General features: G+C 65.0%; 14 protein-coding genes. 2 read left to right on the top strand and 12 right to left on the bottom strand.

The features are described 5' to 3' along the window. Positions 1-38: 38 nt before the first annotated feature. The 5 genes from IEX32_RS10980 to IEX32_RS10960 are packed head-to-tail and all read right to left on the bottom strand — an operon-like array spanning position 39 to position 5104. Entirely contained in the window at positions 39-356 is a 318-nt protein-coding gene (locus IEX32_RS10980; protein ID WP_188771427.1) for a 2Fe-2S iron-sulfur cluster-binding protein, read from the bottom strand. Between the two features lie 32 nt (positions 357-388). Then, positions 389-1630, bottom strand: coding sequence for a cytochrome P450 (locus tag IEX32_RS10975; RefSeq protein ID WP_188771425.1), 1242 nt, complete (start codon positions 1628-1630; stop codon positions 389-391). 54 nt (positions 1631-1684) lie between these two features. Next, positions 1685-2347 (bottom strand): TetR/AcrR family transcriptional regulator, encoded by a 663-nt coding sequence (locus tag IEX32_RS10970; protein WP_229736321.1) that lies wholly within the window; start codon positions 2345-2347, stop codon positions 1685-1687. Positions 2348-2351: 4 nt separating this feature from the next. After that, positions 2352-3953, bottom strand: coding sequence for a GMC family oxidoreductase (locus tag IEX32_RS10965; RefSeq protein ID WP_188771423.1), 1602 nt, complete (start codon positions 3951-3953; stop codon positions 2352-2354). Positions 3954-3955: 2 nt separating this feature from the next. Further along, positions 3956-5104: a serine hydrolase domain-containing protein gene (locus tag IEX32_RS10960; protein WP_188771422.1), complete on the bottom strand. Its 1149-nt coding sequence runs from the start codon at positions 5102-5104 to the stop codon at positions 3956-3958. Positions 5105-5319: 215 nt separating this feature from the next. Here IEX32_RS10960 and IEX32_RS10955 point away from each other — a divergent pair, with 215 nt between their 5' ends. Continuing rightward, positions 5320-6405 carry a phosphotransferase gene (locus tag IEX32_RS10955; protein WP_188771420.1) on the top strand — a complete coding sequence of 362 codons (1086 nt, stop codon included), beginning with the start codon at positions 5320-5322 and terminating at the stop codon, positions 6403-6405. Here IEX32_RS10955 and IEX32_RS10950 read toward each other — a convergent pair. Beyond that, on the bottom strand, positions 6402-7331 hold the full coding sequence (locus tag IEX32_RS10950; RefSeq protein WP_188771418.1) for an SDR family NAD(P)-dependent oxidoreductase: 930 nt from the start codon (positions 7329-7331) through the stop codon (positions 6402-6404). The two genes, IEX32_RS10955 and IEX32_RS10950, sit on opposite strands and share 4 nt — an antisense overlap. 200 nt (positions 7332-7531) lie before the next feature. Here IEX32_RS10950 and IEX32_RS10945 point away from each other — a divergent pair, with 200 nt between their 5' ends. Beyond that, entirely contained in the window at positions 7532-8434 is a 903-nt protein-coding gene (locus IEX32_RS10945; RefSeq protein ID WP_188771416.1) for an NADP-dependent oxidoreductase, read from the top strand. A 12-nt stretch (positions 8435-8446) separates the two neighbouring features. Here the strand turns inward: IEX32_RS10945 and IEX32_RS10940 are convergent, their stop codons facing one another. The 6 genes from IEX32_RS10940 to IEX32_RS10915 all read right to left on the bottom strand — a co-directional run bounded on the left by IEX32_RS10940 (position 8447) and on the right by IEX32_RS10915 (position 14096). Further along, positions 8447-9247 (bottom strand): SDR family NAD(P)-dependent oxidoreductase, encoded by an 801-nt coding sequence (locus IEX32_RS10940; RefSeq protein WP_188771414.1) that lies wholly within the window; start codon positions 9245-9247, stop codon positions 8447-8449. A gap of 80 nt (positions 9248-9327) precedes the next feature. Continuing rightward, positions 9328-10305 carry an SDR family NAD(P)-dependent oxidoreductase gene (locus tag IEX32_RS10935; RefSeq protein WP_188771412.1) on the bottom strand — a complete coding sequence of 326 codons (978 nt, stop codon included), beginning with the start codon at positions 10303-10305 and terminating at the stop codon, positions 9328-9330. A gap of 19 nt (positions 10306-10324) precedes the next feature. Further along, positions 10325-11116, bottom strand: a complete 792-nt coding sequence (locus IEX32_RS10930) for an SDR family NAD(P)-dependent oxidoreductase (protein WP_188771410.1) — start codon at positions 11114-11116, stop codon at positions 10325-10327. A 19-nt stretch (positions 11117-11135) separates the two neighbouring features. Continuing rightward, positions 11136-11756, bottom strand: a complete 621-nt coding sequence (locus IEX32_RS10925; protein ID WP_188771408.1) for an EthD domain-containing protein — start codon at positions 11754-11756, stop codon at positions 11136-11138. An 8-nt stretch (positions 11757-11764) separates the two neighbouring features. Next, entirely contained in the window at positions 11765-12670 is a 906-nt protein-coding gene (locus IEX32_RS10920; RefSeq protein WP_188771406.1) for an NmrA family NAD(P)-binding protein, read from the bottom strand. A 124-nt stretch (positions 12671-12794) separates the two neighbouring features. Further along, complete coding sequence (locus IEX32_RS10915; protein ID WP_188771404.1) at positions 12795-14096, bottom strand: hypothetical protein; 1302 nt, start codon at positions 14094-14096, stop codon at positions 12795-12797. Between the last annotated feature and the right edge of the window lie 364 nt (positions 14097-14460).

The following is a 14460-nucleotide window of genomic DNA, read 5'->3' as shown; positions in this document are numbered from 1 at the left end:
GCAAAATGGTTCGGTGGCTTGGCCGGTCGACGCCCGTCTCAGTCTTCTGGAGCGATCGTGAGGCGCATGCCCTCCAGAGCATCGCTGACCGGGATCTGGCATGATAGCCGCGAATGCTCGTCGCGGTGTTCGGAGCTGTCGAGCAGATCGCTTTCATCTTCGCTGATTGGCGGAAGCAAGGCCGCGAAGGCGGGATCGATTTTTACATGGCAGGTCGCGCAGGAACAGCATCCCCCGCACAGGGCAAGCAGTTCGTCGACCCCGGCATCGCGGATAACCTCCATCAACGACGAGCCGTTGCGGGCCTCCAGATTCCGTTCTTCACCGTCGCGCGTCGTGATGATGACAATAGGCACGCGTTTATCTCTCCAGAAAAATTGCTGGCCGATCAGGCACCGAAACGGACGTAAAGATGCTTGGGAACACGCATCATCGATCCGCGTATTTCCGGTCGTGGCCGGTCGGAATCGAACCGCAGATTCGGCAGATTATCTAGCACGGCATGGAGCGCGCGCGTCATTTCCACGCGGGCCAGATGCTGGCCTACACATATGTGGGGACCACGCGAGAAGGAGAAGTGGGGCTTGCGTTCCCGGAAAATGTCGAACTTGTCCGGGTCCGGAAAGATGGCGGGGTCGCGATTCGCCGCACCGGCGACCACGTCCAGCAGCGATCCCGCGGGAATCTCGACGCCTCCAAGCACCACATCATGTTTTGCCAGGCGCATCTGAACCGCGACCGGCCCATCCCAACGCAGCGCTTCCTCGATCGCCATGGGAATGAGCTTGCGGTCCTGCTGGATCGCCTCGAACTGGTCCTGATTGTCGAGCAGCGCGGTCAGCAGCACGCTCGTACCGCGATAAGTCGTGTCACCCGCGGCGTTCATCAACTGGCGCAGGAAGGAAATCAGGACGAGTTCGGGCAGATAGTCGCCATCCACCTCGGTCGTGGCGAGCAGGCTGACCAGATCGGTTCCGGGATTGCGCCGCCGCTCGTTCACCAGGGCGATGAAATACTCGCCCAACTTGTGCCCTGCTTCGATCGCCTTGTCCGTATTCATGTAGTCGGTCTGGCCGATGGCCAGTTTCTGGAACGTCGCGACGTCGGATTGCGGCAGGTCGAGCTGCCTGTAGATGACCTCGAACGGATAACGTATCGTGAATTCCTCGATCAGGTCCGCCTCGCCGCGCGGTATGAACTTGTCCATCAGATCGTGGACAACCGGATCGACGATGGATTCGCCCCATTTCGTCACAAATTGAGGCAGGAATATCTTCTGGAAGATCTTGCGCCAGCGGCCATGTTCGGGATTGTCCATGGTGCTGATGCTGCCCTGGCCGAAAGTGGCGCCCAGGTTGAACTTGTATCCCGCGTTGGAAAAGCGCTCGGTATCGGTCAGGCACTGGAGGATTTCGTCCGACCCGACGACGGTGAACATCCTGCGGTCGGGGTACATGGCCGATTGCAGGCCCATTTTCGGACGATAGTCACCTTCCAGCACCGGCGCTTCGGTCCGCCACTTCGCGATCTCGGGATAAGGATCAAGCGTGCTACCGAAGTTCGCCTCGTCCGAATTGAATGGATTATAATCGGGATCGTCGAACTGCCGAATCTTGACCGCGGTTTTCATCGCCTGTCGCCTTTCTATGAAGCAATCACTACATAGATTCGCGGAGCCCTTTTGTCAATCGGCGGGCCCGGCCAGAGAGCGTGCCACCAGCTCTTCCAGCGCATGGATCATCGCGTTGCGATCCGGCGTCCAGTCGGGGAAAAGCGAATCGCGCATCAGCACGCTGGATGCGATCATGCCAAAGCCCAGGCGCACACCGATCCTGAGGTCGAAGGACGGCTCCATCCCGGCGGCTTCGTAGAGGGCGCTCACCTGATCGACGGACTCATGAAAAAAGGCGGAAAGGCCCGCGAAGCCCGAGGCCCCGTCATTGCCGCCCGACACACGCGGTCCAGCCATCAGGGCGCGAAACATCTCCTCATTGGCCTCGAAAAGCTCGAACACCTGACGGGTGAAACGACGCGTATCCTCCTCGCGCGTGCCGGTGAATTTCGGATCGGGATTGCGCTGGACAAAATCGTCCATCAGCTTTTGGAACGGCTCCGTCACCACCTCGCTGAACAGCGTGGCCTTGTCGCCATAATAGCGGAACAACAGGGTTTCGCTGACGTCGGCGAGGCGGGCGATTTCCCTGGTGGTCGCCGCTGCATAGCCGCGCTCGGCGAACAATTGCCGGGCCGCTTCGCGGATGCGCTGCACGACATCCTCGCGGCTCCTGCGCTTGCGGCGCTGGCGGGCCGGCCCGTCGATCTTCGCCGCTGCTTCCTTTGCCTTCACCGCGTCAATAATTCCGGTCCTCCAGGATCAGATCCGCCGCCCGCCAGGCCGAAGCCATGATCGGTCCGTTGGTGTTGGCGGACACCATGGTCGGCATAATCGAGCCGTCCACGACCCGCAATCCGTTCACTCCGCGAACGCGCAGTTTCTCGTCCAGCACCGCGTCTTCGAAGTCGCCCATGCGGCAGGTGCCGCAGGCATGATAGCCGGCCTGGCCGATCCGGCGGAAAGCCGCCAGTATCTCCTCGTCCGTCTCCAGCGAGCGCGTCGGCTCCCGTTCGCCCGCGATCAGGGGTGCGAGCGCGGGCTGCGCCATGAGTTTGCGAAGATAGCGGTGCATGGCGACCGTGACCGCGCAGTCATAGGGGTCGGTGAGATATCCCGCGCGGATGCTTGCAGGCGCATCGGCGGCGGCGGAGGTGATCTTCACCGATCCTTCGCTTCGCGACCGCAGTGGATAGCCGAACAGAGTGATGCTATGCACCGTATCGGGGATCAGATTGCCCCTCGCGTCGGGAAGGGCGACGGCAGGAGAAAGCAATATTTCGATATCCGGCGTCTCCGATTCCGGCAGGACGCGCGCAAAGGCACCGACATTGCCATAGCCCGCTGCCATCGGGCCGGAGCCTTTGAGGTAATAGCGCAGAACATTGCCGACGAGCCTCAGCCCGCGAAGCTGGAGATTATGGCTGTACGGCTGCTTGATGTCGTACATCATCGAGAGCAGCCGGTGCTCCAGCATATGTTCGCCCACGCCGGGGCTGTTGGCCACGACTGGGATGCCCAGTCCGGAGAGCAGCGCGCCGGCGCCAACGCCGGACCGCTGCAGGATTTGCGGCGACATCAGCGCGCCCGCCGACAGGATGACTTCCCGCCCGCTCAGAAATTCCTCCGACGCACCGTTGACGGTCGCGCGCACGCCGATGGCGCGTTGACCGTCGAACAGTACCTTGTCGACCGCCGCGCCGGTGACGATGCGCAGGTTGGGACGGCTGCGCGCGCGCTTCAGGAAAGCCTGCGCCGAACTCTGGCGCTTGCCCTTCCAGATGGTGCGGCTGGTATAGCTGACGCCCTCGCGGCCAGAGCGGCTGAGGTCGGCCACGCGCGGCAGGCCCATCTGCTCACAGGCCGCAATAAAAGCTTCGGTCAGTGGATCATGATCGGGTTCGACGGAGATGCGTAACGGCCCGTCGCCGCCGCGCACCTCGTCCGTGCCCAGTTCATGCCCTTCCATCGCGCGGAAGGCGGGGCCGACCTTGTCCCAGCCCCAGCCTCTGGCACCCAGCGCCTGCCAATGATCATAGTCCTCCGGCTGGCCCCGGAAATACATCATGCCGTTGACGGAGGAGGAGCCGCCCAGCATCTTGCCGCGTATCCAGGTCTCGGACGGTACGTCGCCATGACCCTCTGTCTGGAAATACCAGACGTGCCTGGGATCGGTATAGAGCTTCGCCGCCCCGCGCGGCATGTGGATGAAGAGGCTCCTGTCCTTCGGCCCGGCCTCCAGCAGCAGCACCCTGTTCGACGGACTGGCCGAGAGACGGTCGGCCAGAACGCAGCCCGCCGAGCCGGCGCCCACGATGATATAATCCCAGTTCGCCGTCATGGTCACAAGGCGCCCCGGATAGCGTCGCCGACGATGGTGCGGCTGTCCTCCTCGATATTGACCGTGTCGAACATGCGATTGTGGCAAAACGCCACGGCCAGCTTCAGGTCGGGGTCGGCCCAGCCGATGGACCCGCCCATGCCCGGATGGCACAGCGCCCGCATGTTCCGTGGGGCGGAAACCGGTGGCGCCTCAGCTCCGCCGAGCCAGAAGCCCGCCCAGCCGATCGGCACCTTCATGCCAAAGAAGACCGGATCCACGTCCTCGAAATGGGGGCGGGGAGCAGCGAAACCGGCGACCCGCTCTTCCGACAGCAGGCGTACGCCGTTCAGTTGCCCGCCATTGGCCAGCATCGCCCAGAAACGCGCCTCGCTCCGCGCGTTGAAGATGCCGCCCACCGCCGGGATGCAGGCGCGGCGGACATAGGGACGCTCGAAGGGATCAGGCATCAGGTCGACGATCAGCGGCTGCGCCTCGCGCATGGCATTGCCGTCGGGGGCGATATAGACGGCGACGTCGTCAAGCTTCGCGACGCGCGGCTCGACCGCGCCGGGAATGCCCATCCACAGGTCGGTCGCGCCCAGCGGTTCCGCGATTTCCTGCCGGATGAACTGGCCGAACGGGCGGCGCTTCGGATCGGTGCGCCGGACGACCTCGCCGATCAGCCAGCCGAACGTCATCGACTGATAGGAGGAGCGGCTGCCTGCCGGGTAGGCGCCGGGCATTTCCGCGATGCGGCCGCACATCCAGTCCCAGTTGGTCATCAGCTCGGGCGTCACGTCGGACGGCATTCGCAGCACGCCGGAGACATGGCTCAGCACCTGCCGGACCGTGACATCGCCCTTACCAGCCTGGGCGAAGTCGGGCCAATAGGCGGCGACGGGCGCATCATAATCCACCAGCCCGCGCTCGACCTGGATGTGCATGGCGGTGGCGGTCACGGCCTTGGACACCGAATAGACATTGAACAAGGTATCGCCGTCGACCGGCACGCCGCTTTCCGCATCGGCGAGGCCGGCCCAGCAATCGACGATCTGTTCCTCGCCCTGCCAGGCGCAGACCTGAACGCCGATCTCCCTGCCCTCGGCCACCAGCCTGTCCAGCACTTGCTGCACGGCGTCGTTGGCCTTGCTCGCCACAGTCGTCTTCATCGCGGTCGCCTCTCCTTGTCGCACGGAGCCATGCCCGGCGCCGGCATATTATCAAGTGACCACTACACAGTACAGAGGGCAGGGCGCCTCGTCGAAGTCCCCGGATACGGCCGAGCAGATAGGCGATGCCTTTTGCCGATCCGCTTTGCACCCTTGCCGCGAGATTATCCGCCGATAGGCTCTGGTCATGAAGCAAGAGAAAGGGAGAGTGTGAGATGACGGCTGCGCCCTGGCTGCCGCTGGTCCCCGAGGATGTGACGGCGCGCTGGCTGGGCGAGGCGTTGTCCGGTCATCATCCCGGTCTCGCCGTCGAACGGCTCGACATCACGGACATCCTCTGGGGCACGGGTACCAAGATGATGGTTTCCGTCACATACAATGCGGTGGGGCAAGGTGCGGGGCTGCCCGATCGGCTCTGTATCAAGGCAGGGCTCGCCGAACATCGCGAGCTGGTGAAATTCTGCTACCAGACGGAGGCGCGCTTCTTTGCCGAACTGGCACCACGGCTCCCGATCGGCCTGCCCCATGTATTTTATGCGGCCGCCAATGACGATCAGGGCGTGGTGGTGATGGAGGATCTGCGCACCGCGGGCGCCGACATCTGCCGCATGCAAAAGCCCATGGGGCGGCAGCAGGCCGCAGCGTTTCTCGACGATCTCGCCGCGCTTCATGCCCGCTGGTGGAACAGCCCGGCGCTGGCGGACGATGGCGAGCTGGGATGGCTGATGCGGCATGATCCGTTGCCGGACGAGGCGTGGGGCGATTTCGGGCGGGGGCAGCTCCAGCCCGAAACCTGGGCGCATTATATGGGCCTGCCGCGCGCCTTGGCGGTGCCGGAGGCGTGCCGGGATCGGGAAACCATGCAGCGCGCGCTTCAGGCGCTGCGCCGTTATGGACAGGGCGAGCCGGTCTGTGTGATCCATGGCGACGCCCATCTGGGCAATATGTACATCGCCAGGGACGGGCGACCCGGCTTTCTCGACTGGCAGACGACCCGGCGCGGGCACTGGGCGCACGACGTCGCGTATTTCTATATCTCCGCGCTCGATCGGCTCGACCGCCGGACATGGGAGAGGGACCTGATCGCCGGTTATCTCGCCGCGCTTGTCCGGCATGGCGTGGCCGACGCTCCGGACGAGACCACGGCCTGGGAGGCGATTCGCGCGCACATCGTCTATGGCCTGTTCTACTGGATGGTGAACCCGGTCGAATGGCAGGCGGAGGAGAACAACACCGCCACCGCACCGCGCTTTGCCTGGGCGGCGGTGGATCATCACGCGCCGCCCATTGGACCCATCTAATCCCGACGGATGAAGCGGTTCCTTATATCCCCGAACAGATAGGAACGGTTGGCCTCGTCGTCGAAGGCATCCAGAGTCCAGCCGCCGGGGTTTATGCTGGTGCGGATCGCCTCCGGTTCAGGGATTACGGCGACCTCGTCTCCCTGGATATAGAAATCGCGGCCGCTGATATGCCCCGCCGCATCGCTGCACAGCCAAACGACCAGTGCCGCGACATGCTCCGGCAGTGCGGTCATGCGCGGAGCGGCCATGGGCTTGTTCCACAAGAGCGGGATGCCGAGCCGCGCGGACTCGGCGATCGTCTCGTCGATTTCCGGCGTGTGCGTGCCGGTCAGGTGCGAGACGGGGCGGATAAGGTGGCAGCGGATACCGAACTCGCCAAGGTCGCGGGCGATGCTGCGCGTGAAGCCCAGCAGGCCTTCCTTGGCCGCCGCGTAATTGGCCATGCCCCAATGACCGAAGCCGGAGGGCGATCCGGTGTTGACGATGACCCCCGACCGCTGCGCGATCATGTGCGCCGCCGCCGCGCGGCAGGTGTGAAAGCTGGCCGTCAGGCTGACGTCCATGCACAGCGTCCAGTCCTGATCGGTCATCCGGTCGATGCGTGCGGGGCGCACGATGCCGGCATTGTTGACGAGGATGTCGATGCGGCCAAAGCTGTCGATCGCCTGCCGGATGGTAGCCTCCGCACCCTCACGCGTGGCGACGCTGCTATGCTGCGCGACCGCCTCGCCGCCTGCGGCGCGGATTTCCTGCGCCACCTGGTCCGCTAGGGAGGCGTCACCCGTCTCCGTGCCATAGGCTCCGCCGCCCAGGTCGTTGACGACGACCTTGGCGCCCTGTTCGGCCAGCAGCATCGCCTCGGCCCGGCCGATATTGCGTCCGGCCCCTGTCACCACCGCAACCTTGCCCTTCAGTCTCTGCATCATGCTCTCCCGGTCTCGCTTCGCCTCGGCAGCGTAGCGGCGATGGTCGGGACAACCCATTGAGCTAGCCAATCATCATGATCGTGATGGCTATGCTGCGACGCTTGCCTGGCACTACGGGCCGAGAGAGGAGAATCGAATAGTCAGACAGGGCTGGAGCAAAGATGCATCGCCCGGCTGATCACATTGAGGGGAAGACGATGCGCGCGATCATCATGAACGGTTATGGCGGGGCGGATGTTCTCGAGATGGCCCAACTGCCACGGCCGGTGCCTGGAAAGGGCGAAACATTGGTCAGGATCAGGGCGGCGGCCGTGAACCCGGCCGACGGCAAATGGCGCGCCGGCATGTTTGCCGACTTCGCGCCGGTAAGTTTTCCGCATGTGCTGGGCTATGATGTGGCGGGCGAGGTGGAATCCGGGGCTGGGTTCCCAGCCGGAACGCGGGTATTCGGTATGCTCGATCCCTTCCGCAAGGGCGGCTATGCCGAGTACGTCGCTGCGCCTGCAGGGCAGTTCGTGATCATGCCGGACGCGCTGGCCTTTGCAGAGGCGGCCGCCATTCCCACGGCGGGCCTGACCGGAACGCAGATGGCGGAGGACGCGCTCGATCTGAAGGCGGGGGATCGCCTGCTGATCACCGGGGCGGCCGGCGCAGTGGGACGCTTCGCCATGCGCGCGGCAAAGGCGCGGCGCGCGCATGTCGTGGCAGCCGTGCGCGCCGGCCATCGCGCAGTGGCCATGGCGCAGGGCGCGGACGAGGTCGTCGCACTTGGCGAGGAGGCATGGACCGGCGCACCCTTCGACCATGTGCTCGATACCGTAGGCGGCGAGGCGGTGGGCCAGCTCTGCCTGCATTTGAAGCCCGGCGGCCGGATCGTTACCGTCGCCACGACGCCCATCGAGGCGGCGAACCTGCCCGCCGCGCCGGAGTTCTACGCCGTTCAGCCCAATGGCGCGGCCTTGCAACGGCTGGCGGCGGCCGTCGTGACCGGCGCACTGGAGGTACCCATCGCGAAGACCATGCCGCTTGCGGAGGCGGCCGAAGCACAACGCCTGGTCGACAGCGGCGGTGCGGGCGGCAAGATCATCCTGACCCCTTAGGCGGCACGGGGCTCAACCGCCGGCGATCATCCGCAGATGATCGGCCTTCTGGAGCACCGCAGGCCGCCCGTCGTCACCGACCAGCAACCGCAGCGGCGGCTCGGGAGCGGCAAGCGCGGCCATTATGGCGTCGGCCACGCTTTCCGGCGTGGAGGCAGCGGTAGCATAATAGCCCTCCAGCATCGCCTTGCCGGAACCGGAAAGGGCGGCATAGGCCTCGATAGGGCTGCCTGCCTCCCGTGTGCCATGGCTGATGAAACGCGTGGCGACTGCTCCAGGTTCGACGATCATCACGCGCAGGCCAAAGCCGGCGATCTCCAGAGCCAAAGTCTCGCTGAACCCTTCCAGCGCGAACTTGCTCGCGCAATAGGCGCTAAGGCCAGGCGTGCCGTTCAACCCGCACCCGGAGGAGACATGCACGAACTGCCCGGCGCCGCGCGCCCGGAAATGCGGCAGCATGGCACGCGCCAGCGCCCATGGACCAAAGACATTGACGTCGAACAGGGCGCGGGCTTCCTCGACCGGAACTTCCTCGAAGGCGCCGAACAGGCTTTGCCCGGCATTGTTGACGAGGATGTCGACCGGCCCGTGCGTCAAGGCTCGGTCCACCGCGCCCGCGATATCGGCGAGGCGGCTGACATCCAGCCGAATGCCGATGGCACGGCCGGGCGAGCTTTCCTCGAACCGGGCAATCGTGTTGTCGTCCCGGGCGGTGCCGATCACGCTGTCGCCAGCAGCCAAGGCAGCGTGCGCCAGCGCTTGTCCGATACCGCTCGATATGCCGGTTATGAACCAGCGCCTTTCGCCCGTCATGCGCTTTTCCTCCCTTTGGCCGCAGGGGCCGCTGCTTCTCAATCGCGGCTGATCGCGGCGAGTGTTCCGCGAACCGTCTTTCAGATCACGCCCTGTCGCCGCGCGGCCTTGGCCACCGCCGTAAACTCGTCATAGACGGTCAGTGGCTCGTGATGGATGTCGCTGTCGCAAATCCGGCCGAAATGCGCGGCGATATCTTCCGCCACGGGAGGCGTGCTGCCCATCGGCGCGACCCAGCCATCGGCGGCGCAGATGCGGACCTTTGCATAGCGGCCGCTGTTGGCGGTGTAGATGTCGTGGGTGGAAGCGCACTGTTCGCTGACCAGATAGACGGCCAACGGCGTGTTGAACGGCACCTCAATCCGGTCGGCACTGGCAGCATAATCCGCGCTCGTCACGGATTGCGCGAAGGCCGGGATTTCCATGAAGCCGGTGTCCATCTCGTCCGCCAGGCGGGACTGGGCCGTGGGCATCAGCAGATTGGAAGTGATGCCATAAGCGGAACCCTCGATCGCGACGACATGGCTCAGGCCCATCAGCCCGCCCTTGGCCGCGGCGTAATTGGCCTGCCAGGCATGGCCGAACATGGCGGAGGCGGAGCCGGTGAACAGGAAGCGGCCATAGCCGTTCTGCCGCATGGTGCGATAGGCGGGTTGGGCGACGTAGAAGGCCCCCTTGAGATGCACGTCGATGATCGCGTCGATCTGCTGATCCGTCAGGTCCTCGAAGCGGCCGTTGCGCAGGAAACCGGCATTGTTGATGCAGATGTCCAGCTTTCCGAATGCGTCCAGAGCGCTTTGCACGATAGCCGCGCCGCCCTCCCGCGTGGACACGCTGTCATAATTGGCGACCGCCTTCCCGCCAGCGTCGCGGATCTCCTCGGCCACCAGATCGGCGGCGTTGGTTGAGGCGCCGACACCCGCGCCGCTGCCGCCCAGGTCATTCACGACGACCCTTGCGCCCCGCCGCGCCAGTTCCAGCGCATAGTCCTTGCCCAGGCCATTGCCCGCGCCCGTTATGATGGCCACGCGGCCGTCGAAACGTAGTGCTTCCGTCATCCCTATCTCCTGAAATCTCTCAATTGACGCTCTGGACCTGTCCCCCGTCGACGCGGACATTCGCACCCGTCATATAGCCCGACGCCGGACTGGCGATCATGCAGACCACATGCGCGATATCCTCAACGCGGCCCACGCGGCCGACGGGAATCGGCGTGATCTCTCGCGTCATTCGCTTCTCCGCCTCCGCCAGCGTTATGTCACCCCAGCCCATGGTCGCGCGCAGGCTGCCGAGCCACGACTCGACGGCGGGGGTCATTATCGCGCCGGGACTGATGCTGTTCGCAGTGATGCCGCAGTCGCCGAGGGCCTTGGCGAGGCTGACCGTCATGTTGAGCATGGCGCCTTTCGCCGCGCCATAGTCGGGTCCGAAGGCAATGGGCTGCGTGCCGGCCGCGCTGGCGATATTGATGATCCGGCCCCAGCCCGTTGCTTTCATCCCCGGCAGCAAGCGGCGGATCAGGCGCGCGGCGGTGATGGCGTTGAGCTGATAAGTTGCCATCCATCCCGCCTCATCGACAGCCTCCCAGGTCATGGCGGAGGTTCCCGCCGCGCCGCCCGCATTGTTGACGAGAATGTCGACTGTCCCCGCCACAGCGGCGACGGCATTCGCGCCCTCATCCGTCGCAAGATCACCGATGGCGACGGCGGCCGCGCCTATTTCCCGTCCCACCGCCTCCGCACGATCGCGGTCGCGGCCATGGACGACGACCGCGCAGCCTTCCGCCGCCAGCATATGCGCGATGCCCGCGCCGATGCCTAAACTGCTGCCCGTGACGAGCGCGCGCTTTCCTCTCAGTCCCAGATCCACTGGCTGCTCCTTCGATTCATCAGGATTTCACGACATGCTCGATGGCGAGCATCGTGGCATATTCGCCGACAAATTCCGCGACATCGTCAGTGATTACCGCGACATCTTCGGCCGATCGGAACAGGCCGTCGCGCAATGCGGCGTCATCGGGGAAATGCAGGTGTGCCATGCCGAACCATCCGGCCTCGCCCGCCGAAAGCCGGTCCTGCACATAGCGGTCCATACCGACGTGGATGGCGGTCGCGAGCGGGATATGCTCCCCCCAGTGGCGCAGATATTCGGCGGGGGCCAAACCCGGCAGCGCGGCAATGAAGGAAAGCTGCGACAGCCCGGGCGTTACCCCGACGACCGCCGGCGCGGTGCCTTTCGCCACCAGTTCCTGGGACGCGCGAATATCCAGCAGGGCGCGCGCGGCAAGTTCCCTGTCGGCGGCAAGAGGCAGGGGGGTGTCGGACCAAAGTTCGATCACTGCATCATAGAGCGGCGGTTCCGGCGCCTCTGCCGGTGCGGGCGTTGATGGCATACCGACCTGCACGGCGATGCGCGACGCCTGCGCGGCCCACGGGCGGCAGGACAGGAAGCCGGGCCATGCTTCGCCTAGCTTTCCGTCGGGGGCACGCGCCAGGATAACCGTCTTCATCACCCGCTCTACCCCGCCACCGGAATCGTCGCCGCTGCACTTTGTGCCCATGCGGCAAAGCAGGTCGGGACCAGGCCCACGGCCCCCATCATCGCGGGACGGGCCGGATAGCCGACGCTGTTCATCCAAATCTGGGTCTCGACCCAGCCGGGGTTTTGTCCACGCTCGATCAGCGTCGCGGCGTCCAGCGTGGAAGCGACGACCCCGCGGCCCGTCACGCGAGCCAGGATCACCGCGATCTCCGGCGGGCTCAGCCAGTCCCCGGCCATTTCCAGCGGCTGCCCCCCGAACGCATTCGGTTCGGCGAGCACCGCGACTACCGCCGCACCAATGTCGCCGGCCGCGATGAGGGCGATGCGCGTCTCCGGCGCGATCGCCGTCATGATCCGGCCCTGAGCAAGGTCCGGGAACATCCATGCCGCCTTGGGCAGCGCGAAATTCTCCATCATGAAGGCGGGGCGCAGGATGCTATGGACGGGAAAGCCAGCATCCCTGACCATGGCCTCCACGTCCGCCTTGCTCTCCCAATAATTGCGCGCCCAGCGGCCCTCCGCCCAGCCCGGCATGGTGCGGAAATCACCCGTGTTGGACACCGAACTGTGAATGAAGTGATCCACCCCCGCCCGCCGCGCGGCCCCGATGAGGGCGCGTGCCTGATCGCGCTCGCTGTCCGGATCGGCAAAGGGTGCGGGCTGCACGGAGAACACCGACGCCGCGCCGGCCATGGCGCTGTCAAGCGAAGCTGCATCGCCAAAGCTGCCGAGGGCGAGGTCCGCGCCCAGCGCCGCCAGTTCCCGCGCCGCATCGGATGCAGGGTCCCGCACCAGCACCCGCACGGGCAGGCCGGCGCCGCGCAGAGCGCGAACCACCGCTCCGCCCTGGCTGCCCGTCGCCCCGGTCACAACCATCATCATCCGCCGCTTCTCCAAACCCTTATTCGTCCACTAGGCACGACGACCCGGCAATCAGGCAAGGCCGCCGTGCGACTGATCAGAGATGCGCTGGATGGAGGTGCACATTCCGCTGCGACGGCGACGTTCAGCCCTGGCCTGAACCCCAGATATCGTCGTCCACGGCAAAGCGCCGATCGTAGGCCGCCTGCCGCCGCGCGATCTGGGTGGCCCGCTCCTCCACCGTCACGCGCGCCACGCCTTGCTGCAAGGCAGCGTCAAGTTCGGCAAGTTTCACCCTGCGGCTTTCGATCGCTGGCGGCGGCGCGTCGGGATCGGGGAACCCCTGCCAGCGGTGCAGCACCAGCACATCGTGCAAGCCGCAAGTGTCGAGCCAGTTGTGTACGCCCGGATCGGCAATGGCGATGACGTAGGTGTACCGCCCATCGGCGTCGGGCATCATCTGCGCGTTGGTCAGGCTGATCTGGTTGTCGCGGTTGGGAAGACTCCGGAGCCACAGGTCGTGCAGCACGATGTCCCTGTAGGTCGCGCCCGCCGCATTGGCGGTGATAACGATCGCCTCGTCCTCCGCAAGGGTGAAATGGCCGAGGCTTCCCTGCTGCGTCAACAGGCCGCCGACGGACCCGGCCCCTTCCGGCGGGGTCAGCATCTGGGGTCCGTTGAAGAACAGGCGCTGCGCATAAAGGGCGTAGAAGACATCGGACAGGATGTTGTGGATCGCAGTTTTCGCAAGCTCATCCTCGCTCAGGGGGACACGCGTCGCCGGGTTGAGGCGGCGCACGCGCAGGGCATCGGGTGCCTGTGTCTCCCAGTCACCCATGGAATCGCGGATGAAGAGATACAGCGTCCCTTCCGGGATGGTCATGTGATTGCGCCGCCCATCGGCAGGCGTATCGTCAAGCGTCAGACGATAGCTGCCGTCCGCGGCGATCTCCATGTCCATCTGCTCCAGCGAGGCGAGCGTCGCCGAAGTGGTGCTGTTCCCCACCAGCTGGAAGGTGACGTAGGTGGACGGCTCTACCTGCCGCTGGCCGATCACTTCATAGCTGCCACCCGCCACGACGGGGATGATGCGGTAGGCATTGTCGGGATTGTCCCCGCCCCATTTCGACCCCGGCACCTTGTGCCCGAACCACTCCGCGCCCTGCGTATAGACGCGCAGCACGCGCGGATGATTGGCGTCGGTATTGGCGGCGACCATCGTGCATCTGAAGCAATAGTCGGAGACATGATCGTCGAGAAGCGCCATCTGGTCAGCGGGCATCAGCCGGTCGGCAACCCGCCGCCACATGATATCCGCGCGCAGGCGAGCGGCTTTTACATCGTCTCGCTCGAACATGCGAATGGCCAGCTTTTCCAGGTCTCGCTGGTCGACATTGGCGACGGGATTTGTCGAGGACAGGAAATAGCCTTCGGCATCGTGAGTCACTGCACCTCTCCCTCGCACCAACAAGAACTATCGTTCCCGCATGCGGCATTTCTACTGCGTTGCCGTGCGATATGGTGATCCGGGCAGAGCATTGAGGTCAAGGCCCCGGCGATACCATCAAGGTTGTGCTGGACGGACCGGAACAGGCGCCACTGGCGCCTTCATCAGGCCAGTCATCATGTCCTGTAGAGCGCGGCGCGGCTCATAGCGGGGCGGGTGCCGCGACAGCTATCGTTTCCTTACCCGGCAGGCCGCCCCGCAATGCTCAGGCAATTCCGCTCCAGTTCACCTATTTCCGCGATAGTCGAGTTGGTCTTCCAAACCAAGCAAGGCTGCCGATGACAGCGCGGTTCGCGTATCCCCC

Origin of the sequence: Novosphingobium endophyticum, assembly GCF_014640675.1 — a bacterium.
Classification (GTDB): domain Bacteria; phylum Pseudomonadota; class Alphaproteobacteria; order Sphingomonadales; family Sphingomonadaceae; genus Novosphingobium; species Novosphingobium endophyticum.
This window is presented reverse-complemented; position numbering and strand designations above follow the sequence as displayed.